This is a genomic window from Nonomuraea sp. NPDC005730 (assembly GCF_040630865.1).
Lineage (GTDB): Bacteria > Actinomycetota > Actinomycetes > Streptosporangiales > Streptosporangiaceae > Nonomuraea.
Window position 1 is genome coordinate 48,429 of sequence record NZ_JBEXYK010000059.1, and the last position, 20,135, is coordinate 68,563.

Below are 20,135 nucleotides of genomic sequence, written 5' to 3' on the forward strand. Positions count from 1 at the left end.
CTGGCACATCATCCGGGACCCGAACTGATGGAATGGGTGGATTTGGGGTGACGCCGGTGTCAAGGTTGCATACTCCCCGCATGACCTTCACGCAGGCAGAGCTCGACTACCTGGCCGGGCAGCACCTCGGCCGGCTGGCCACCGTCTCCCCCTCCGGCGACGTGCAGAACAACCCCGTGGGCTTCTTCGTGGACGCCGCCACGGGCACGATCACCATCGGCGGGCACGCGATGGGCGCCTCCAAGAAGTTCAGGAACGTCCAGGGGGGCAGCACGGTCGCCCTCGTCGTGGACGACCTGGCCTCGGCCGACCCGTGGGTGGTGCGCGGCATCGAGATCCGGGGCACGGCGGTGGCCCTGGCCGACCACGAGCCGCCGGTGCCGTACTTCTCGCGGGAGGTCATCGTGATCACCCCCGTCCGGATCGTCTCGTGGGGGATCGACGGCGGTCGGTCGTCCAGGACCGTCTGAGGGCGCGGGCCGGCGCCGGCCGCTAGCGCGGCGGGCGCCAGCCGTGCATGAGGAGGTCGAAGACCTGCTCGACGGCCCCGCGAAGATCCGGCCGCCCCCGCGTGAGCGCCGGCGTCTCCAGGACGAACCGGGCGAGCGCGTGGCAGGCGACGTCGTCGGGGGCCACGCCCGCGTCCTCGGCGATGGCCGCGCCGAGGGCGGCGGTGTGCCGGGTCCACATCCGTTCGTAGTACGCCAGCAGCGCCGGCGTGGACTCCACCAGCTCGGTGAACCCGGCCCGCAGCGGATGGGCCGCGACCTGCGGCCAGGACGCCAGCACGTGCCCGCGCAGCGCCTCGACGACGCTCTGCCCCTCCGGACGCCCGCGCACCGCCGCGACCAGCTCCGCCTCCCGGTCGGCCTCCTCGTCGAAGACCAGCGCCTCCTTGCTCGGGAAGTGCTTGAACAGCGTGGTGGTCGACACGTCGGCCGCCTCGGCGACGTCCCTGACGCTCACCCGGTCGTAGCCGTGCTCGAGGAACAGGCGCAGGGCGGCGTCGGCGATGGCTCTGCGGGTGGCGGCCTTCTTGCGTTCGCGGCGGCCGGTGACGGGTGGCGTGTCCATGTCGCCCACCCTACCAAAAGGTGGCATGAGTGAATTAGTGGACCAGTTGCACTTTTGTACTCGTTCTGCTTCTCTGGAACGGCGGCGCTCGCCGTACCCACCCCTGATCGCGAACGAGAGGTCCAGTCATGCGCTCGCCCGCACCCGCCACCGCGCGGATCCATGTCGTCGGAGCAGGCCCCGGCGGGCTCACCTGCGCCCGCGTCCTGCAACGGCACGGCATCCCCGTGACCGTCCACGACCGCGACGCCCACCCCCGGGCCCGCGACCAGGGCGGCACCCTCGACCTGCACGCCGACGACGGGCAGGCCGCCCTGCGTGAGGCCGGCCTGCTCGACGACTTCCTCCGGCTGGCCCGCCCGGAAGGGCAGGAGATGCGGCTGCTCGACCCGTCCGGACGGCTGCTCGACCACCACGTCCCGGCCGCAGGCGAGCTCTTCAAGCCGGAGATCGACCGGGGCGTGCTGCGCGACCTGCTGCTCGGCTCGCTGGAGCCCGGGACCGTGCGGTGGGGCGCGGCCGTCGAGAAGGTCACCGGCCCGCCCGGCGGCCCGCGGCGGGTGCACTTCCGCGACGGCACGTCCGTCGAGGCGGACCTGGTCGTCGGGGCCGACGGCGCGTTCTCCCGGGTTCGGCCGGCGGTCTCGCCCGCGGCGCCGCGCTACACCGGGGTCACCTTCCTGGAGGCGTGGTTCCACGACGTCGAGAACGCCCACCCCGGCCTCGCCGCGCTCGTCGGCCAGGGCGGCGCCACCGCGGCCGACGGCGACCGCGCCCTGTTCGCCCAGCGCAACGGCGGCGACCACATCCGGGTCTACGTCATCCAGCGCCTGCCCGCCGGGTGGATCGCCGCGAGCGGCCTGAGCGCCGGAGACACCGCCGGGATCCGCGCCCGGCTGCTCGACGCGTTCTCCGGCTGGTCGCCGGACCTGCTCCGGATGATCACCGGCAACGACGGGCCGTACGTCGACCGTCCGCTGTTCGCGCTGCCCGTCCCGCACGTGTGGGCGCGGTCGTCCAGCGTGACCCTGCTCGGCGACGCCGCCCACCTCATGCCGCCGCTCGGCGTCGGCGCCAACCTGGCCATGCTCGACGCCTGCGAGCTCGCCCTCGCGCTGGCCGGCTCCGCCGCGGTGGCCGAGGCCGTGGCCGCGTACGAGACGACAATGCTCCCGCGCGCGGCGGACGCGGCCCGCTCCCTGGAGCACGGCGCCGAGGCCCTGCTCGAACGGCACGAGAGCGGCGAGCTCGCCGCCTTCGCCCCGCCCCGCCCCGCCGCTGACCCGGCCTCGGCGGGCTAACGCGTGGCCGCGGTCACGAACAGCGGCAGGGCGAGGAACAGCCGCCCGGCCCGCCCGCGCTCCCGCTGCTCGGCGAGCCAGCCCTCGGCCTCCGCCGCGCCGACCGCCCCGGCCGAACACGCCTTCCCCGCGAGGTCGGCCAGTACGGGCACCATCGTCGCGTCGGTGAAGACCCTGGTGTGCACCTCGACGGTGACGTCGGAGAAGCCGGCGTCCAGCAGCAGGTCGCGGCTGCGGCGGACGACGCGGGGCGACCTGACGAGGTCGGCGCGGGCGTGCACGATCCGGCGGGTGAGCGCGGCGTCGCCGGAGTCGATGACGAAGGTGTCCCAGTCCTGCCCGAGCAGCACGATCCGCCCGCCGGGGGCGAGCACGCGCCGCGCCTCGGCCACGGCGCGGGCCGGGTCGTCCAGGACGTGGTACACCTTCTCGGCCCGATAGCCGCGCAGCTCGCCGTCGGCGAACGGCAGCGCGTACGCCTCCGCCACCCGGAACTCGCCGGCGGGCCACCGCCCGGCCGCCACGCCGATCATCCGCTCGTCGGGGTCGACCCCGATCGCGCGCGCGCCGAGCCCGGCCAGCTCCGCCACCGCGCGGCCGGATCCGCAGCCGACGTCGGCCACCGCCGCCCGCGGGGCGAGGCCGAGCAGCTCGTAGGAACGCGCACGCAGCTCGGCCGTCCCGGGCAGGTTGTCCGCGAGGTCGAGCAGGGCGATGAGCGCGTCGGTCTCCCCGCCGGTACGGCCTGTCGTCTGGTTCTTGGTCATGTGCGGGATCCTGCGACTTCAAGTGCGCTTGAAGTCAAGCCGGTTCCTGGGATCGGCGGTCCTGGGAAGAGTGGTCCGTTCCGCCGCAGGCGCGCGAGGGGCAGGGTGGGCTGCGGCCGTGCGAGGGCCGGTCCGGACGAGGAGGGTGATCACGCGATGAAGGCCGTGCGGTTCCACGAGTACGGCGGGATCGACGTCCTGCGGGTGGAGGAGGTCGAGCGTCCGGCGCCGGGCCCCGGTCAGGTGCTGGTCGAGGTGCGGGCGGCCGGGATCCAGCCGGGCGAGACGATGATCCGCCAGGGGGCGCGGCACGGACGCTGGCCGGCGACGTTCCCGTCCGGGCAGGGCAGCGATCTGGCCGGTGTGGTGGTGGCGGCCGGTCCGGAGGTGCGCGGGTTCGCGGTGGGCGACGAGGTGCTCGGCTTCACCCATCGCAGGGCGAGCCACGCGGAGTTCGTCGTGGCCGACGACGTGGCGCTGACCCTGCGGCCCGCGGGGCTGCCCTGGGAGGTGGCCGGGTCGTTGTACGTGGGCGGCACGACGGCGTACGCCACGGTGTTCGCGGTCGATCCGGGGCCGGGGGAGACGGTGGTGGTGTCCGGGGCGGCGGGCGGCGTCGGGTCCCTCGCCGTGCAGCTCGCGCGGCGGCGGGGCGCGACGGTGATCGGGCTGGCGAGCGAGGCCAACCACGCCTGGTTGACCGGGCACGGCGTCGTGCCGGTCGCGTACGGGGAGGGCGTGGCCGAGCGCATCCGGTCGGCCTCCGGCGGGAAGGTGCACGCGTTCGTCGACACCTACGGGGACGGCTACGTCGATCTGGCGGTCGAGCTGGGCGTGCGGCCCGAGCGGATCGACACGATCTGCGACTGGGCGGGCGCGGCCAGGGTCGGCGCGCGGACGTACGGGGAAGGGGCGGCCGCGTGCGCGGTCGTGGTGGGGGAGCTGGCCCGGCTCGCCGCGCGGGGGCAGCTGGACGTGCCGATCGCCCGCGTGTACCCGCTGGAGCGGGTCAGGGACGCGTTCGGCGAGCTGGAACGGCGGCACACCCACGGCAAGATCGTGCTCAGGCCGTAGCGGCGGCGTGGTGGGGCGTTCATGGGGCTGATACGGGCCTGGCTGGACGGCGCGACCGCCGTCTCGCCGGCCGGGCTCGACGCCGCCTGCCGCGCGGCGGTCACCCCGGGCGTCCGGGCCTGCCCGCGGGGTGGACCGCGTAGGCTACGGTGGGAACGTTTGTGATCTACGGTCAGGAGACCGGACATGGCAGGTGACGACGACATCTCCGGGTGACACCGGAGGGTGATCGGCCCCGGCGTGAGCGCGTGAGCGCCGCCGACGTGGGCCTTTTCGTCGTTCCCCGAAACCTTGTCCCCTTCACCGGGCGGCTTCGGCGCGCCCGCGTCCTCCTCCGAGGTTCACATGGTCTCCAACCCCTGCCCGCCGGCCGGCGACGCGCTGCTGGCCCACGATCTCGTCCGGACGCTGGGCACGCGGCGCGTGCTCGACGGCCTCTCGCTCACCGCCGCCCCCGGCCGCCGGATCGGGCTCATCGGCGAGAACGGCGCGGGCAAGTCCACGTTGCTGCGCCTGCTGGCCGGCGTGGACGAACCCGACTCCGGCACCGTCGTCCGGCCCGCCGACCTGGGCTTCCTGCACCAGGAGCTGCCGTTCGCGGCCGGCGACACGCTCGCCGACGTGCTCGACGACGCCCTGCGCGAGGCGCGCACGGACCTGGCCGAGCTCGACCGGCTCACCCGCGAGCTGGCCGGGTCGCCGGACGACGCCGCGCTGCTCGAGGCGTACGGGGCCCGGCTCGACCAGGCGCAGCGGCACGAGTCCTGGGACGCCGACCGGCGGGCGGAGATCGTCCTCGACCGGCTGGGCCTGGGCGGCGTGCCGGGTACGCGCGCGCTCGGGTCGTTGTCCGGCGGACAGCGCGGCCGGCTGGCCCTGGCGGCGCTGCTGATCAGGCGTCCCGCCGCGCTGCTGCTCGACGAGCCCACCAACCACCTCGACGACGACGCCGCCGTCTTCGTGGAGGAGGAGCTGCGCGGCATGACCGGGGTGGTGGTCGTGGCCGGCCACGACCGGGCCTTCCTCGACGCGGTCTGCACGGACCTGCTCGACCTCGACCCCGCCGTGGACGGCCCCGTCCGGTACGGCGGCGGCTACAGCGCGTACCTGACCGGGAAACGCGCCGAGCGCGCACGCTGGGAGCGGCGTCACGCGGCCGAGCAGGAGGAACTGGACGAGCTGCGCCGCGCCGTCGCGGTGACCGCGCGGCGGGTGGCGCAGGACGGGTTGCGCCGCGACAACGAGAAGATGGGCTACGGCCACCGCGCCGGGCGGGTGCAGCAGCAGGTCTCCCGGCGGGTGCGCGACGCCGCCCGCCGGCTCGCCGAGCTGGAACGCGACCAGGTCCCCGCCCCGCCGCCCCCACTGCGCCTGCGCCCCCGCCTCACCGCCCCCCTCCCGCCCACTGAAGCTCGGGAAGGAGGGGGGAGCGACGCGGCCCTCTCTTCTTCTGCAGGTCCGGAGGGGGACCGTGGCGGCGGTGAGCTGTTGGTGTCGGCGCGGGACGTCCGGGTGGCGGGGCGGCTCGCGCTCGACCGGCTCGACCTGCGGCAGGGGGACCGGCTGCTGGTGACCGGCCCGAACGGCGCGGGCAAGTCCACCCTCCTCGCGGTCCTGTCCGGCGACCTGGAGCCGGCCGGGCCGGTACGGCGGCGGCCGGGGCTGACCGTCGGCCTGCTGCCCCAGGACACGACGTTCGAGCACCCCGGCCGCACGGTGCGGGAGACCTACGAGCGGGTTCTCGGTCCGGAGCGCGCCGAGGCCGTGCCGCTGCGCTCGCTCGGCCTGATCCGCGCCCGCGACACGAACCTGCGGGTGGGGGAGCTGTCCGTCGGCCAGCGCCGCCGTCTCGCGCTGGCGCTGCTGATCGCCGATCCTCCCGACGTGCTGCTGCTCGACGAGCCCACCAACCACCTGTCGCCGGGCCTCGCCGACGAGCTGGAGGCCGCCATGGCCGAGCACGGCCCCGGCGCGGTCGTGGTGGCCAGCCATGACCGCTGGCTGCGCGCCCGCTGGCAGGGACGCCGTCTGCACCTGCCCGGGGCGGGCTGAGGTACGTCCACGTTCGTCTCCGCCTCGGCACCGGCGGACCTCGCGCGGATCGTGACCGGCTCACCCGTAAGCTGGGCCAAGGGTGCAAGTCAGGACAGAAGGAACGTGGGCGAGGGCGGATGAGCAGGCTGCGGAAGGCCCTCGCCGCGCTGGGCGCGGACCTGTGGACCATGGCCCCCGATCCCCTGCCCCGCATGGGCAGGCCGCGCGCACTGTCCCGGCTCCCGCACGTCGCCGTCGCCCTGTACGCGCTGGCCATGGGCCTGTACCCCGGCGGGATCGGCATCGACCCGACCGTCCCACTGCTGGCCATGGCCATGGCGGCGGCCATGGTGCTGGCGATGTGGCGCCCGCTGGCGGCCTGGTGGGCGACGATCGCCCTCATGGTCGCCGGGGCGCGGTCGGCCATGGTCTACGTGTCGCAGCACCTGAGCCTCCCCTGGACGGTGCATCCCGAGACGTTCGAGAGGCGGCCGTTGCCGCGCGCCGACCCGACCGCCTTCCCGTGGACGGGCTCGGGCGTCGCCCTGCAGGCCGGCGTGCTGTTCCTGCTGGCGCTGCGGGTACGCCCCGGCGTCGCCGTCAAGGCGCTGGCGATCACCACGCTGACCGTGGTGGCGATCGTGGTGCTCATGCCGGAGGGCAACGGGGGCGGGCTGGGGATGACGGCCCTGCTGGCCGACGCGGTCGCGGTCGCCGTCGGGGCCGGGGTGCGCCAGCTCAGGACGACCCGTACCCGGCTGGAGGCCCAGGAGGAGCTGACGGCCGAGGAACGGGCCCGCCGCACGCTGCTGGAGGAGCGCAGCAGGATCGCCCGCGAGCTGCACGACGTCGTCGCCCACCACATGTCGGTGATCTCCATCCAGGCCCAGGTCGCGCCGCACCTGGTGGACGACCCGCCGCAGGAGCTGCGGGAGAACCTGGCCGGCATCCGGGAGAACGCCGTCGAGGCGCTGACCGAGCTGCGCCGGGTCCTCGGCGTGCTGCGCGCCCAGGATCAGCCGGGCGACGCGCCGCAGCCCACGCTCGACCGGCTGGAGGAGCTGGTGGCCAACGTGCGCGGCGCGGGCGTCACGCTCACCGCCGAGATCGCCGGGCAGGCGCGCCCGCTGTCGCCGGGCGTGGAGCTGTCGGCGTACCGGATCGTGCAGGAGGCGCTCAGCAACGCCATGAGGCACGCCCCGGGCGCGGCGGTGGCGGTCCGGCTGACGTACCGGCCCGGCGCCCTGGCGATCCGGGTCGTCAACGAGCCGCCCGCCAGGCCGGCGCGGTCCTCGCCCGGCGCCGGGCACGGGCTGCTCGGCATGCGCGAGCGCGCCGCCATGCTGGGCGGCGACCTCGTCGCCGGGCCCACGCCGGACGGCGGCTACGAGGTCAGCGTGTTCCTGCCGGTCGACTCGCAGAAAGGCGTCCAGGCCACCTCATGACGAGCATCCGCGTGCTCATCGCCGACGACCAGGTCATGGTCCGCCAGGGCTTCACCGTGCTGCTCAACGCCGAGCCCGGCATCGAGGTCGTGGGCCAGGCCGTCAACGGGCTCGACGCCGTCGCCAAGGTCGCCGAGCTGGACCCCGACGTCGTCCTCATGGACGTGCGCATGCCCGAGCTCGGCGGCATCGAGGCCACCCGCCGGATCGCCGCCCGTCCGGACGCGTCGGCGAAGGTGCTCGTCCTGACCACGTTCGACCTCGACGACTACGTCTACGAGGCGCTGCGCGCCGGGGCGTCCGGCTTCCTGCTCAAGGACGCCTCGGCGGCCGAGCTGGCCCACGCGGTGCGGGTGGTGGCGACCGGCGACGCGCTGCTGGCCCCGAACGTCACCAAGCGCCTGATCGCCGAGTTCACCCGGGTGAGCCGCGCGCCGCGGGCGCCGCTGAAGGAGCGCGTGGGCGACCTGACCGAGCGCGAGACCGAGGTGCTGGCCTTGATCGCGCAGGGCCTGTCGAACGCCGAGATCGCCGAGCGCCTGGTGATCGCCGAGCAGACGGTCAAGACCCACGTGAGCCGGATCCTGGTCAAGCTCGGGCTGCGCGACCGCACCCAGGCGGCGGTCTTCGCGTACGAGACGGGGCTGGTCCGCCCCTCGGGCTACTAGCTCAGGCGGCGGCCAGCCGGACGATCTCGCGCGGCCGGGCCTCGCGCTCGTCGAAGGCCACGTCGACGTCGGCGGCGCCGAGCGCGGCCAGCGACGCGGCGAACGCCTCGTCCGACTCCCAGCGCACGATGGAGACCACCGCCTCCTCCGACAGCCAGCACTCCGCCGACAGGCAGCCCGGCATGCTCCGGAACGCTTCGGCCACCTTGCGCACCCGTCCGACGAACTCCTCCCGATGGGCGGCGTGCGGGTAGTGCGTGGCGATCATGGCGACGTGCACGGGTCTCTCCTCTGTGTTGCCCAACATAGAATACGATAGATAGCACAGAGGAGGTGGCGTGACAACGCGACGGGAACAGACCAGCAACGAGAGCCGTGAGCTCATCCTCAACGCGGCGGCGGAGCTGTTCGCCGAGAAGGGCTACCGGCAGACCACGTTCCATGACGTGGCCGCCCGTTCGGGCATCAGCCGCGGGTCCATCCCGTGGCACTTCGGCGGCAAGGAGGGCCTGCTGCTGGCCGTTCTCGAACGTTCGGTGGCCAGGGTGCGCGACGGCCTCGCCGACGCCCTCGGGACCGGCGAGCCGGACTTCGGGCCGTTCGACCAGGGCGTCGGCGCGATGTTCGCCCTGCCGACCACCAAGCTCTTCGTCACCCTGCTGGTCGAGGCGCTGGAGCCCGGCTCGCCCATCCGCGACCGCTACGTCGAGATCCACGACACGCTGCGCGACCACTGCAGGCGCTGGCTCGAACGCCTGCCGCTGCCGCCGGGCCTGCCGGTGGAGCCCCTGGCCGTCGCGCTCATCGGCGCCGGCATCGGCATCCACCAGCAGTGGCTGGTCGCCCCCGAGCGCGTCGACGCCGCCGGGGCCCTGGCCGCCCTGCGCGCCCTGGTCGCCGGGGTGCTGCCGCCCGCGCACGACTGACCAGTCGCGCCCTCCCGCCGCCCGGCCGTACGGACATGACAGGACATCGTCGGGTAATGGAGGCGTCACAACGGGTGCCACCAGGCCGCCGGCTGGACATGACATCAGCCGGCGACCGGACGGCACACGAGGTGCCCCGGGCGAGAGGGAGGTCGTCATGAAGGTTGTCGTGATCGGCGGAACCGGCCTGATCGGGTCGAAGCTCGTGCGCGGGCTGACCGGACAGGGGCACGAGGCGGTCGCCGCGTCCCCGAGTACCGGCGTCGACACCCTCACGGGGGAGGGGCTGGCCGCGGTCCTGGAGGGCGCGCAGGTCGTGGTGGACGTCTCCAACTCGCCGTCGTTCGAGCGGGCCGCGGTGCTGGAGTTCTTCGAGACCTCCACCCGCAACCTGCTGGCCGCCGAGGCGGCGGCGGGCGTCGGCCACCACGTCGCGCTGTCGGTCGTGGGCACCGAGCGCATGCCCGACAACGGCTACTTCGCCGCGAAGATCGCCCAGGAGCGGCTGATCGAGAAGTCGGGCCTGCCGTACTCGCTGGTGCACGCGACGCAGTTCTTCGAGTTCGTGCGGGGGATCGCCGACGAGTCGGCCGTCGACGGCGAGGTGCACATCGCGCCCGTGCTGTTCCGGCCCATCGCGGGCGACGACGTGGCGGCGGCGGTCGCCCGGGTCGCGCTCGGGGCGCCCCTGAACGGCCGGACCGAGGTCGCCGGCCCCGAGCAGTTCCGGATGGACGAGTTCTTCCGCGACGCGCTGGCCGGCCTCGGCGACCCGCGCGAGGTGGTCACCGACGAGCACGCCCGCTACTTCGGCAGCGAGCTGACCGAGCGCTCGCTGGTGCCCGACGACGACGCCACGCTGGGCCGGACCACGTACCGGGACTGGGCGGCCGGGGAGTAGGGCGCCGTCAGAACCAGGCGGCCAGGGCCTCCTCCAGCGCGGCGTCCGGCGCGTCGCCCGCCCAGGCGACGACGCCGTCCGGCCGGACCAGCAGGCCGCCGAAGTCGCGGACGTCCACCGGCTTGGCCGCCAGCACCGGCACCCGCGGGTCGGCCGCCAGACCGGCCCCGAGGTCCAGGAGCAGCCCGCGCCCCTCGTGCAGGTGGTCGCCGACCCGGGTGCCGTCGGCCAGCTCCAGGTCGGGGACGCTCCGGCCGACCAGCGGGTGGTCGCCGGGCAGCTCGTAGCGGTGCCAGACGCCGGAGAGCCGCTTGACGAAGTACGTGGTGCCCGCGGTGGTGCCGATCAGGTCGGACACGACGGCCCGCAACGCCCGGGAACGGGCCTCGGGCCGCATGAGCTCCACCTGGGCGCGGGTCCAGTCGAGCACCCACGCGCCGATGGGGTGGCGCTCGGCGGTGTAGGTGTCCAGCAGCGCCTCGGCCGAGCGGCCCCGGACGACGGCGGCGAGCTTCCAGCCGAGGTTGACGGCGTCGCCGATGCCCAGGTTGAGCCCCTGGCCGCCGAAGGGCGAGTGGACGTGCGCCGCGTCGCCGGCCAGCAGGACCCGGCCGAGCCGGTAGGTGGTGGCCTGGCGGGCGTTGTCGGTGAAGCGGGTGGCCGTCCTGACGCCGGTGATGGTGACGTCCACGCCGGAGACGGCCCGCAGGCCGGCCTGCAGCTCCTCGGCGGTGACCGGCGTGGTGCGGTCCTCGGGCGGCCCGTCGAACTCCACGGTCAGGATGCGGCCGGGGGTCGGCCCGTTGGCGTAGGTGCCGGTGTCGGTGTGCGTCCAGCCGGTGCCGAGCCCTTCGCCGCCCTCCATCGTCACGACGGCCTGGTGGCCGGTGATCAGCGGGGGCGTGCCCGGGAAGTCGAAGCCGGCCAGGCGGCGCACGGTGCTGCGGCCGCCGTCGCAGCCCACCAGCCACCCGCAGCGGAACTCCCGCTCGCCCGCCCGCACGACGACCCCGTCGGCGGAGGTCTCGAAGCCGGTCAGCTCCACGCCCCGCAGCACGTCCACGCCGAGCTCGGCGGCCCGTTCGCCGAGCACCCGCTCGACGTCCTGCTGCCGGATGCCGCTGAGGCGGGCGGCCGGCCCGTGGTCGGCGAAGTCGGGGTCGCTCTCGTCCACCAGGTCGGTCAGCAGCCACAACCCGGCGAAGTGCCCGGCGAAGGCGGAGATCTTGGGCTGCCCGGCCGCCGCCGCGCCGCCCCGCTGGGCCATGAACGCCTGAACCGCCTTCATGGTCTCGGCCTGGGCCTCCTCCAGCACCGGGAGCAGGCCGCGCCGGTAGAAGGCCTCGGCGGTGGGCGTGTTGACCGAGCCGGCCTTGACCGTCTGGTCGATGTCGGTCAGCCGCTCCAGGACCGCCACGCGCACGTCGTGCAGCCGCAGCTCGCAGGCGAGCATCAGGCCAACGGGACCGCCACCGGAAATGATCACTTCGTAGTCCATGGCAAAAACTATACCCGACTAAACTTTGAGTGCGATACACTTTTCTCGTGAAAGAGACTCCATCGCTCCGCGAACGCAAGAAGGCCGAGACCCGCAGGCGCATCTCCGACCACGGCTCGATGTTGTTCTACGAACGCGGCTTCGACGAGGTGACCATCGGCGAGATCGCCGAGGCGGCGGACGTCTCCAAGGTGACGGTGTTCAACTACTTCCCCCGCAAGGAGGACATCTTCTTCGACCGCGTCCCCGAGCTGGTCGACCTGGTCACCGACACCGTCCGGGGCCGCCGGCCGGGCGAGCCGGTGCTGTCCGCGCTGCGGGACATGCTCGTCCGGCACGCGCGCGAGGGCCACCCGCTCGGCGGGGTCGACGACCGGTTCGTGCACTTCTTCCGGGTGGTGATCGGCTCCGCCGCGCTGCGGGCGCGCGCCAGGGAGATCGCCGACGAGCTGGAGGCCGTGCTCGCGGCCCTGATCGACGAGTCCGGCGAGGGGCTGCCCGGCCGGTTGACCGCGGCGCTGCTCGTCGGCGCCTTCCGCTCGGCCTTCCTGGCCACCGCGGCCCGGCAACTGGCCGGGGAGCGGGCCGCCGACGTGCTGGCCGACCACGTCGCGGCCGTCGACCTGGCCTTCGACGTGCTGGCGCGGGGGCTGGCGCCCGCCCGGTAGGCGTCGGCATCGACCGGGACCTGCTCGACTTCATCGACGGCGCCCGCTCCTGAACCCCCTCTCCGCGGCGGGACGGGCCCACCGGTCAGGATCGGAGAAGCGCCCGCCCCGCGCTCCCCGATAACGTGAGGCCGTACCCTCGTACCTGGCCGGATGCGGCCGGGCGACGCCTACGGGGGCTCGCGCGAGAGATGGAGAAACGATGAGCACGCACACGCCGCCCGAGCGGCAGATCGCCGACAGTCACGATCTGATCCGCGTCCACGGCGCGCGCGAGAACAACCTCAAGGACATCAGCGTCGAGATCCCCAAGCGCCGGCTGACCGTGTTCACCGGCGTGTCCGGCTCGGGCAAGAGCTCGCTGGTGTTCGCCACGATCGCCGCCGAGTCGCAGCGGCTGATCAACGAGACCTACAGCACGTTCGTCCAGGGGTTCATGCCGACGCTGGCGCGGCCCGAGGTCGACGTCCTGGAAGGGCTGACCACGGCGATCATCGTCGACCAGCAGCGGATGGGCGCCGACCCCCGCTCCACCGTCGGCACCGCCACCGACGCCAACGCCATGCTGCGCATCCTGTTCAGCCGGCTCGGCCGGCCGCACATCGGCTCGCCCAACGCCTACTCCTTCAACGTGCCCTCGGTGCGCGCGACCGGCGCGATCACCGTCGAGCGCGGCTCCAGCAAGACGGTCCGGCAGAGCTTCACCCGCCTGGGCGGCATGTGCCCCCGCTGCGAGGGCCGCGGCACGGTCTCCGACATCGACCTCACCCAGCTCTACGACGACTCCAAGTCGCTGGCCGGCGGGGCCTTCACCATCCCCGGCTGGAAGTCCGACAGCTTCTGGACCGTGCGCGTCTACGCCGAGTCGGGGCTGCTCGACCCCGACAAGCCGATCCGCGACTTCACCGAGCAGGAGATGCGGGACTTCCTCTACCGGGAGCCGACCAAGGTCAAGGTCGAGGGCGTCAACCTCACCTACGAGGGCCTGATCCCGAAGATCCAGAAGACGTTCCTGTCGAAGGACAAGGAGGGCATGCAGCCGCACATCCGCGCCTTCGTCGAACGGGCGGTCACCTTCACCACCTGCCCCGAGTGCGACGGCACCCGGCTCAGCCCGGAGGCCCGGTCCTCGAAGATCGACGGCGTCAGCATCGCCGACGCGTGCCGGATGCAGATCACCGACCTGGCCGAGTGGATCCGCGGCCTCGACCAGCCGTCCGTGGCGCCGCTGCTGGCCACGCTGGGCCGTACGCTCGACTCCTTCGTCGAGATCGGGCTGGGCTACCTGTCGCTCGACCGGCCGGCCGGCACGCTGTCGGGCGGCGAGGCGCAGCGCGTCAAGATGATCCGGCACCTCGGCTCGTCCCTCACCGACACCACCTACGTCTTCGACGAGCCCACCATCGGCCTGCACCCCCATGACATCCAGCGGATGAACGGCCTGCTGGCCAGGCTGCGCGACAAGGGCAACACCGTGCTCGTCGTCGAGCACAAGCCGGAGGCCATCGCCATCGCCGACCACGTCGTCGACCTCGGCCCCGGCGCCGGCACGGAGGGCGGCACCGTCTGCTTCGAGGGCACCGTCGAGGGGCTGCGGGCCAGCGGCACCGTCACCGGCCGGCACCTCGACGACCGGGCCGCCCTGAAGGAGGAGGTGCGCAAGCCCACCGGCGCCCTGGAGATCCGCGGGGCGAACAAGCACAACCTGCGCGACGTCGACGTCGACATCCCGCTCGGGGTGCTGGTCGTCGTCACCGGCGTGGCCGGCTCCGGCAAGAGCTCGCTCGTGCACGGGTCCGTCCCGGCCGGCGCGGGCGTGGTGTCGATCGACCAGAGCCCGATCCGCGGCTCGCGGCGGAGCAACCCGGCGACCTACACCGGCCTGCTCGACCCGATCCGCAAGGCGTTCGCCAAGGCCAACGGCGTCAAGCCGGCCCTGTTCAGCGCCAACTCCGAGGGCGCCTGCCCCAACTGCAACGGCGCCGGCGTCCTCTACACCGACCTGGGCGTGATGGCCGGCGTCGCCACCGTGTGCGACGAGTGCGAGGGCAGGCGCTTCCAGGCCGAGGTGCTGGAGTACCGCTTCGGCGGACGGAACATCAGCGAGGTGCTGGCGATGCCGGTGACCGAGGCCGAGGAGTTCTTCGGCGCGGGCGAGGCGCGCACCCCGGCCGCGCACGCCATCCTCGGCCGGCTCGCCGACGTCGGGCTCGGCTACCTCAGCCTCGGCCAGCCGCTCACCACGCTGTCCGGCGGCGAGCGGCAGCGGCTCAAGCTGGCCACCCAGATGGCCGAGAAGAGCGGCGACGTCTACGTGCTCGACGAGCCCACCACCGGCCTGCACCTCGCCGACGTCGAGCAGCTTCTCGGCCTGCTCGACCGGCTCGTCGACGGCGGCAAGTCGGTGATCGTCATCGAGCACCACCAGGCGGTCATGGCGCACGCCGACTGGATCGTCGACCTCGGCCCCGGCGCCGGTCACGACGGCGGCCGGGTCGTCTTCGAAGGCACCCCCGCCGACCTGGTCGCCGCCCGCTCCACCCTGACCGGCGAGCACCTGGCGGCCTACGTCGGCGCCACGTCCGTATGAGGCTGCTCGTCGTCGGCGGCAGCGGCTTCCTGGGCGCCGAACTCGTCCGGCGGGGCGCGGCGGCCGGGCACGAGGTGACCGCGACCTGCCACACCCGTCCGGGGGAGGGCGCCGGCGTCGCCTGGGCGCCGCTCGACGTGCGCCGGCGCGCCGACGTCGAGGCGCTGGTCGCCGCGGTCCGGCCGGAGGCGGTCCTCAACGCCGCCTTCCGGCAGCACGACTGGGCGACCACGGCCGCCGGGGCCGCGAACGTCGCCCTGGCCGCCGCCGCGGCGGGCAGCCGCCTGGTGCACGTCTCCAGCGACACGGTCTTCTCCGGAGCGGCGGTCCGCTACGACGAGACGTGCCTCCCCGACCCGATCACCCCGTACGGCGCGGCCAAGGCGGCCGCCGAGACCGTCGTGGCCGCGGTCGCGCCGGACGCGGTGATCGCCAGGACGTCGCTGATCCTCGGCGACGGCGGCTCGTCGCACGAGGCGCTGGTGCACGCCCTGGCCACCGGCACGACGAAGGGCGTGCTGTTCACCGACGACGTGCGATGCCCGGTGCACGTCGCCGACCTCGCCGCGGCCCTGCTCGAACTGGCCGCGGGCGGCCCGCCCGGCGTCCGCCACGTCGCCGGGGCCGACGCGGTGAGCCGGTACGAGCTGGGCCTGCTCATCGCCCGCCGCGACGGGCTCGACCCGGCGCTGCTCCAGGCGGGCCGGCGCGCGGAGTCGGGCGTGCCCGGCCCGCTGGACGTGCGCCTCGACTGCGCCGCCACCCAGCGGCTGCTGCGGACCAGGCTGCGCGGCGCGCGGCGGTTCCTCGACCCGGCCGGCCCCTGACCTCGCCGCCTCAGAGCCGCTGGTTGATACGGATCAGGTTGCCCGCCGGGTCCCGCACGGCGCAGTCGCGCACCCCGTACGGCTGCTCGGCCGGCTCCTGGACGATCTCCGCGCCGTTCGCCGCGAGCCGGTCGAAGACGGCGTCGAGGTCGTCGGTCGACAGGTTGATGCCGGCGAAGGTGCCCTTGGCCATCATCTCGACGATGGTGCGGCGCTCGTCCTCGGTGATGCCGCAGCCGTCGGCGACCGGTGGCTGCAGCACGATCGACGTGCCGGGCTGGCCCGCGGGGCCGACCGTGATCCAGCGTTTCCCGTCGTAGCCGACGTCGCCGCGCACCTCGAAGCCGAGGGCGTCGCGGTAGAAGGCGAGGGAGGCGTCCGGGTCGTCGTGGGGGAGGTAGCTGGAGAGGATGCTGATGTCCATGCCGGCCACGCTAGTTCCGCCGGTCCGGACGACGCTTCTCGATTCCTGACCGCCGTCCCGCCACGGGGGGACGGGAGGCGGAGGCGGGCGTTGTAGGCTCCGCTTGCACCGATACGTCCTGCCGGAACGGGGGCCCTCGTCGAGGCGGAACGAACGCCGGACATCGATCCGGGCGGGGCCGGCCGGCGTCGCGCTGACGGCCCTGCCGGGCATCGCCTACCTCTGTGCGACGCCCGGTACGCCGGGTCCTCCGCGGGTCGCCGCCGCGGCCGTGGCGGACGGGCCGGCAGGGACCGAGAGCGGCAGGGCCGCCGGCGCGTCGTCCGGCGCGCAGGGTGTGTCGCGGGCCCGCTACCGGTCCTGCAAGTCCGCCGGCTTCAGGGGCAAGCCCTGCAAGGGGGCCGCCGCCCTCGACCGTGGCGTGCGGGCGCTCCTCGCCGACTGCCGTCGCTCTGCAAGGACGCCGCTCCGGTGTATGCCGCCTGCCGCACCCCCGACGCCCAGGGCGTGGTGACGGAGCGGAGCATCTGCATCGAGGGCGACAACGAGTACGAGTACTGCCGGTACGCCTGGGTGGTCACCGTCAGCGGGGACGTCTGCGTGCCCGCGACGGCGGTCTACCGGACGTGCAGGCGCAGGTCGACGGTCATCGAATGCGAGGCCAGGAAGGACGAGCACGCGAGGACCCACCACCGGTAGCGTCCGTCCCGGTCCGGGTCAGCTGTGGCCGGGGACGGGTGTGCCGGCGCCCCGCTCCAGCGGCAGCACCGGGATGCGCAGGGTGGTCGTGCCGGTGGTCAGGCGGAAGGTGACGTCGATCGGCGTGGCGCCGAGCGGGCGGTCGATGTCGAGAACCTCCAGGTGCGGGCGGCTCTGCCCCTCCTGGAGCGAGACGGTCGAGCGAGGGGGGACGGTCACGTTGACCTCCTCCTGCGCCGCGCCCGGCCCCGCGCGGTAGACGACCTTCCTGGCGTGCACGGTGCTGACGCCGTCGAGCTTCTGGGGCTGGTCGCTCTCGTTGACCAACGTCAGGTAGAGGCCGAGATCGTCGCCCGCCTTCTGCTGTTCCACGGACGGGGCCAGGATGTGGACGTGCAACAGCCGCATCGCCCCCACCTGCCCGTCGACCAGCCCCTCACGGGCCGTGCCCTGCGGAAGGGGCGACTCCCGCTGCCCAGGGTTGCAGGCCGGCAGCAGCGCCAGCACGCACAGGGCCGACAGGAGGGGCAGCAGCGCTCGCGGGCCCCGTGGTGATGTCCTCATGTTCGTGCCTTCGTGTGGTGTGAGGCCGGTGACGAGGCCACAGCGCGGGCCCGCTCGCACGAGCGCCGCCTGCGGGGGGTTGACCGCAACCACGATGTACCCCCTTGACCGGGCCCCATGCCGGACACGCCTACCCGCCGGAGTCGCGGTAGAAGCTCAGACCGGCGTGCTCGGGATCGGTGTAGACCTTCACCGTCCCGTCCGGGTACGCGGCGAACGGCAGGACGACGCCGTCGGGGCACGGGTGCAGGAACATCAACGTCGGGCCCACGACGACGAACGAGCGGGCCTTCGGCGTGGCGTGCTCGGTGCCGTGCTCGGCCCGCCACCGGGCCACCCGGTCGGCCGCGCCCGGCTGCCTGGCGACGTCCTCCACCTTCCCGATCAGGTCCTCGATGGCGACCTGGTCGAGGATCTCGACCTGCACCTGCTGCGGTTCCCCCATGTCGTTCTTCCTTGGCTCGTGTGCTGCCCGGCCCCCGCGACGGGGACACCGGCCGGCCGGTGAGCCCGCCGGCCCCGGGATGAGCGGCCTACCCCCTGCCAGGTCCGGCGAAACGGCGCAGGTCAGCGCCCTGATCGCCGGGCGGGCGCAGCCTCGCGGCCCCGTCCTGGCCGCGGGGGGCGTCACCGGCGGCGACGACGACGATAGACCTCGCCGCGGCCGGGCAGAGAAGGGGGTTTCTCAGGTTCAGGAGCCCCCATGTCTGGTGATCAGTTCACTTCCTCCGCCCCGCCGGGCGAACCCGGCGCGGCGTCCGCGGCCGGCCACGTCTCCAGCCCCGGGCCGGAGACGACGGCCCTGCCCTTCGGCAGGCCCGGACGGCCGTTCGGCAGCACGCCCTTCGTCTTCGGGTTCACCGCCGCGCTCGGCGTGCTGACCGCCTGGCTGCTGGTCCAGGCGCTCACCGCCAGCGCCTCGATGCTCCTGCTGATCGTCACGTCGTTGTTCCTGGCCGTCGGCCTGGATCCCGCCGTGCGATGGCTGGAGGAGCACCGCCTGCCCCGCTGGGCGGCGATCACCGCGGTGTTCACGGCGGTGATCGTGTTGTTCGCCGGGTTCGCCATGGCGATCATCCCGGCGCTGTCGGAGCAGGCGGGACAGTTCGCCGAGCAGTTGCCCACCTACATCCAGCAGCTGCAGAACAACCCGCAGATCCGCGACCTGGACCAGCGCTACCAGCTGCTTGAACGGCTGCAGGCGTACCTGACCAGCGGCGACCTCGGCCGGCAGGTGTTCGGCGGGCTGCTCGGCATCGCCTCGATCGTGGTCAGCGCCGTGTTCTCCACGCTGACCGTGCTCATCCTCACCCTGTACTTCCTGGGCGCGCTGCGCTCCATCACGCGCACCGGCTACCGGCTGATCCCGCGCAGCCGCAGGGACCGGGCCCGGCTGCTCGGCGACGAGATACTCGACCGGGTCGGCGGCTACGTGGCCGGCAACCTGATCATCTCCCTGATCGCGGGCGTGACCACGTTCGTCTTCCTGTCGATCGCCGGTGTGCCGTACGCGCTGGCCCTGGCGATCATCGTGGCCCTCACCGACCTCATCCCGCTCATCGGCGCGTTCATCGGCGCGGGCATCGCCACGCTGGTCGCGTTGTTCGCCTCGCTCCCGGTGGCCATCGCCACCCTGATCTTCTTCATCGTCTACCAGCAGATCGAGAACTACCTGATCGCGCCCAAGGTGATGAAGTCGTCCGTGGACGTGCCGGCCGCCGCCACCATCGTGGCCGCCCTCATCGGCGGCGCCCTGCTCGGCGTGGTCGGCGCCCTGCTGGCCATCCCGGTCGCCGCCGCCATCCAGGTGATCGTCAACCACGTGGTGCTGCCGCGTCAGGAACGTCACTGAAGGCGCCGGGTGTGAGCGCCTGACCTCGGGGTACCTGGGGCGGACCCGACGCCCGGCATCCCCCGTCCCCGCCGGGCGTCCCGACCCCAGGGAGGCCGTCCATGGACGCGATCGTGCTGCTCAAAGAGGACCACAAGACCGTGGAGAAGCTGTTCAAGGAGTTCGAGAAGGCGGGCCAGGACGCCCACAAGACCAAGCAGAAGATCGTCGCGCAGGTCATCGAGGAGCTGACCGCGCACACCTACATCGAGGAGAAGATCTTCTACCCGGCCGCCCGCTCGGGCACCCCCGACACCACCGACCACATCCTGGAGAGCGTCGAGGAGCACCACGTCGTCGTCTGGATGTTGTCGGAGCTGAGGGACCTCGACCCGGCCGACGAGCGCTACGACGCCAAGATGACGGTGCTCATGGAGAACGTCCGCCACCACGTCGAGGAGGAGGAGAAGGAGTGGTTCCCGCAGGTGCGCGAGGCCATGGGGCGCAACCGGCTGCAGGAACTGGGTGAGCAGATGGCCAAGGCCAAGGCCGAGGCCCCGCGTGATCCCCTGAAGATCCCCAGCGCGTCCTCCTAGCCACGGCGCGGGATGGAACGGCTTGGAACGCCCCAACGGGTGCAGGCCCACCCATCCCGACCCAGGGGGAGACCATGACGTACCTGAGAAGAAAGCTGCTGGCGGCGCTGGGCGCGGCGGTCCTGGCCGGTTCCGGGGCCGCCGTCGTGGGGGGGGGGGGGGGGGCGGCCCCCCCCCCCCCCCCGCCCCCGCGTGGGCGGCTCGGCCCGGGGCGCCGCCCGCGCGACGCGCTCCCCCCCCCCCCCGCC

Annotated in this window: 21 protein-coding genes; 14 read left to right on the forward strand and 7 right to left on the reverse strand. The window is 73.7% G+C overall.

Translation table 11 applies throughout. The features are described 5' to 3' along the window. Positions 1–80: 80 nt before the first annotated feature. Entirely contained in the window at positions 81–470 is a 390-nt protein-coding gene (locus ABZ444_RS41025; RefSeq protein ID WP_358009243.1) for a PPOX class F420-dependent oxidoreductase, read from the forward strand. Between the two features lie 22 nt (positions 471–492). Here ABZ444_RS41025 and ABZ444_RS41030 read toward each other — a convergent pair whose 3' ends face one another. Further along, the gene (locus ABZ444_RS41030; RefSeq protein ID WP_358009244.1) at positions 493–1,074 is read right to left on the reverse strand and encodes a TetR/AcrR family transcriptional regulator; all 582 of its coding nucleotides are present in this window, start codon (positions 1,072–1,074) and stop codon (positions 493–495) included. A 128-nt stretch (positions 1,075–1,202) separates the two neighbouring features. Between ABZ444_RS41030 and ABZ444_RS41035 the strand changes: the two genes are divergently transcribed. Beyond that, positions 1,203–2,375 (forward strand): NAD(P)/FAD-dependent oxidoreductase, encoded by a 1,173-nt coding sequence (locus tag ABZ444_RS41035; protein ID WP_358009246.1) that lies wholly within the window; start codon positions 1,203–1,205, stop codon positions 2,373–2,375. Here ABZ444_RS41035 and ABZ444_RS41040 read toward each other — a convergent pair. Next, on the reverse strand, positions 2,372–3,142 hold the full coding sequence (locus ABZ444_RS41040; protein ID WP_358009248.1) for a methyltransferase domain-containing protein: 771 nt from the start codon (positions 3,140–3,142) through the stop codon (positions 2,372–2,374). The genes ABZ444_RS41035 and ABZ444_RS41040 overlap by 4 nt on opposite strands. A gap of 156 nt (positions 3,143–3,298) precedes the next feature. Between ABZ444_RS41040 and ABZ444_RS41045 the strand changes: the two genes are divergently transcribed. From ABZ444_RS41045 to ABZ444_RS41060, 4 genes are all read left to right on the forward strand, one after another. Beyond that, complete coding sequence (locus ABZ444_RS41045; RefSeq protein ID WP_358009250.1) at positions 3,299–4,216, forward strand: NADP-dependent oxidoreductase; 918 nt, start codon at positions 3,299–3,301, stop codon at positions 4,214–4,216. Positions 4,217–4,561: 345 nt separating this feature from the next. After that, positions 4,562–6,268 (forward strand): ABC-F family ATP-binding cassette domain-containing protein, encoded by a 1,707-nt coding sequence (locus tag ABZ444_RS41050; RefSeq protein ID WP_358009252.1) that lies wholly within the window; start codon positions 4,562–4,564, stop codon positions 6,266–6,268. A 119-nt stretch (positions 6,269–6,387) separates the two neighbouring features. After that, a complete protein-coding gene (locus tag ABZ444_RS41055) occupies positions 6,388–7,695 on the forward strand; it encodes a sensor histidine kinase (protein WP_358009254.1) in 1,308 nt (435 codons plus the stop codon). Continuing rightward, positions 7,692–8,363 (forward strand): response regulator transcription factor, encoded by a 672-nt coding sequence (locus tag ABZ444_RS41060; protein WP_357980950.1) that lies wholly within the window; start codon positions 7,692–7,694, stop codon positions 8,361–8,363. The genes ABZ444_RS41055 and ABZ444_RS41060 overlap by 4 nt, the downstream gene beginning before the upstream one ends. Position 8,364: 1 nt before the next feature. On the opposite strand, the gene ABZ444_RS41065 is transcribed toward ABZ444_RS41060, so the two are convergent. After that, positions 8,365–8,643: an antibiotic biosynthesis monooxygenase gene (locus tag ABZ444_RS41065; RefSeq protein WP_352363589.1), complete on the reverse strand. Its 279-nt coding sequence runs from the start codon at positions 8,641–8,643 to the stop codon at positions 8,365–8,367. A 58-nt stretch (positions 8,644–8,701) separates the two neighbouring features. On the opposite strand from ABZ444_RS41065, the gene ABZ444_RS41070 reads away from it, so the two are divergent. Beyond that, positions 8,702–9,289 (forward strand): TetR/AcrR family transcriptional regulator, encoded by a 588-nt coding sequence (locus ABZ444_RS41070; protein WP_358009256.1) that lies wholly within the window; start codon positions 8,702–8,704, stop codon positions 9,287–9,289. Between the two features lie 157 nt (positions 9,290–9,446). Further along, complete coding sequence (locus tag ABZ444_RS41075; RefSeq protein WP_358009258.1) at positions 9,447–10,190, forward strand: SDR family oxidoreductase; 744 nt, start codon at positions 9,447–9,449, stop codon at positions 10,188–10,190. A 7-nt stretch (positions 10,191–10,197) separates the two neighbouring features. Here the strand turns inward: ABZ444_RS41075 and ABZ444_RS41080 are convergent, their stop codons facing one another. Continuing rightward, positions 10,198–11,688 (reverse strand): FAD-dependent monooxygenase, encoded by a 1,491-nt coding sequence (locus tag ABZ444_RS41080; RefSeq protein WP_358009260.1) that lies wholly within the window; start codon positions 11,686–11,688, stop codon positions 10,198–10,200. 47 nt (positions 11,689–11,735) lie between these two features. Here ABZ444_RS41080 and ABZ444_RS41085 point away from each other — a divergent pair, with 47 nt between their 5' ends. From ABZ444_RS41085 to ABZ444_RS41095, 3 genes are all read left to right on the forward strand, one after another. Further along, positions 11,736–12,356, forward strand: coding sequence for a TetR family transcriptional regulator (locus tag ABZ444_RS41085; protein ID WP_358009262.1), 621 nt, complete (start codon positions 11,736–11,738; stop codon positions 12,354–12,356). Between the two features lie 202 nt (positions 12,357–12,558). Further along, positions 12,559–14,946, forward strand: a complete 2,388-nt coding sequence (locus ABZ444_RS41090; protein WP_358009264.1) for an excinuclease ABC subunit UvrA — start codon at positions 12,559–12,561, stop codon at positions 14,944–14,946. After that, positions 14,943–15,773 (forward strand): sugar nucleotide-binding protein, encoded by an 831-nt coding sequence (locus ABZ444_RS41095; protein WP_358009266.1) that lies wholly within the window; start codon positions 14,943–14,945, stop codon positions 15,771–15,773. The genes ABZ444_RS41090 and ABZ444_RS41095 overlap by 4 nt, the downstream gene beginning before the upstream one ends. Before the next feature lie 10 nt (positions 15,774–15,783). Here ABZ444_RS41095 and ABZ444_RS41100 read toward each other — a convergent pair whose 3' ends face one another. Continuing rightward, positions 15,784–16,197, reverse strand: a complete 414-nt coding sequence (locus tag ABZ444_RS41100; RefSeq protein WP_358009268.1) for a VOC family protein — start codon at positions 16,195–16,197, stop codon at positions 15,784–15,786. Between the two features lie 471 nt (positions 16,198–16,668). Here ABZ444_RS41100 and ABZ444_RS41105 point away from each other — a divergent pair, with 471 nt between their 5' ends. Beyond that, positions 16,669–16,896 (forward strand): hypothetical protein, encoded by a 228-nt coding sequence (locus ABZ444_RS41105; RefSeq protein ID WP_358009269.1) that lies wholly within the window; start codon positions 16,669–16,671, stop codon positions 16,894–16,896. 18 nt (positions 16,897–16,914) lie between these two features. On the opposite strand, the gene ABZ444_RS41110 is transcribed toward ABZ444_RS41105, so the two are convergent. Further along, positions 16,915–17,460 (reverse strand): hypothetical protein, encoded by a 546-nt coding sequence (locus ABZ444_RS41110; RefSeq protein WP_358009271.1) that lies wholly within the window; start codon positions 17,458–17,460, stop codon positions 16,915–16,917. A gap of 130 nt (positions 17,461–17,590) precedes the next feature. Further along, positions 17,591–17,905, reverse strand: coding sequence for a hypothetical protein (locus ABZ444_RS41115; RefSeq protein WP_352363572.1), 315 nt, complete (start codon positions 17,903–17,905; stop codon positions 17,591–17,593). A 258-nt stretch (positions 17,906–18,163) separates the two neighbouring features. Here ABZ444_RS41115 and ABZ444_RS41120 point away from each other — a divergent pair, with 258 nt between their 5' ends. Further along, entirely contained in the window at positions 18,164–19,312 is a 1,149-nt protein-coding gene (locus tag ABZ444_RS41120) for an AI-2E family transporter (protein ID WP_358009273.1), read from the forward strand. A 101-nt stretch (positions 19,313–19,413) separates the two neighbouring features. Then, the gene (locus tag ABZ444_RS41125; protein WP_358009275.1) at positions 19,414–19,887 is read left to right on the forward strand and encodes a hemerythrin domain-containing protein; all 474 of its coding nucleotides are present in this window, start codon (positions 19,414–19,416) and stop codon (positions 19,885–19,887) included. Positions 19,888–20,135: the final 248 nt, after the last annotated feature.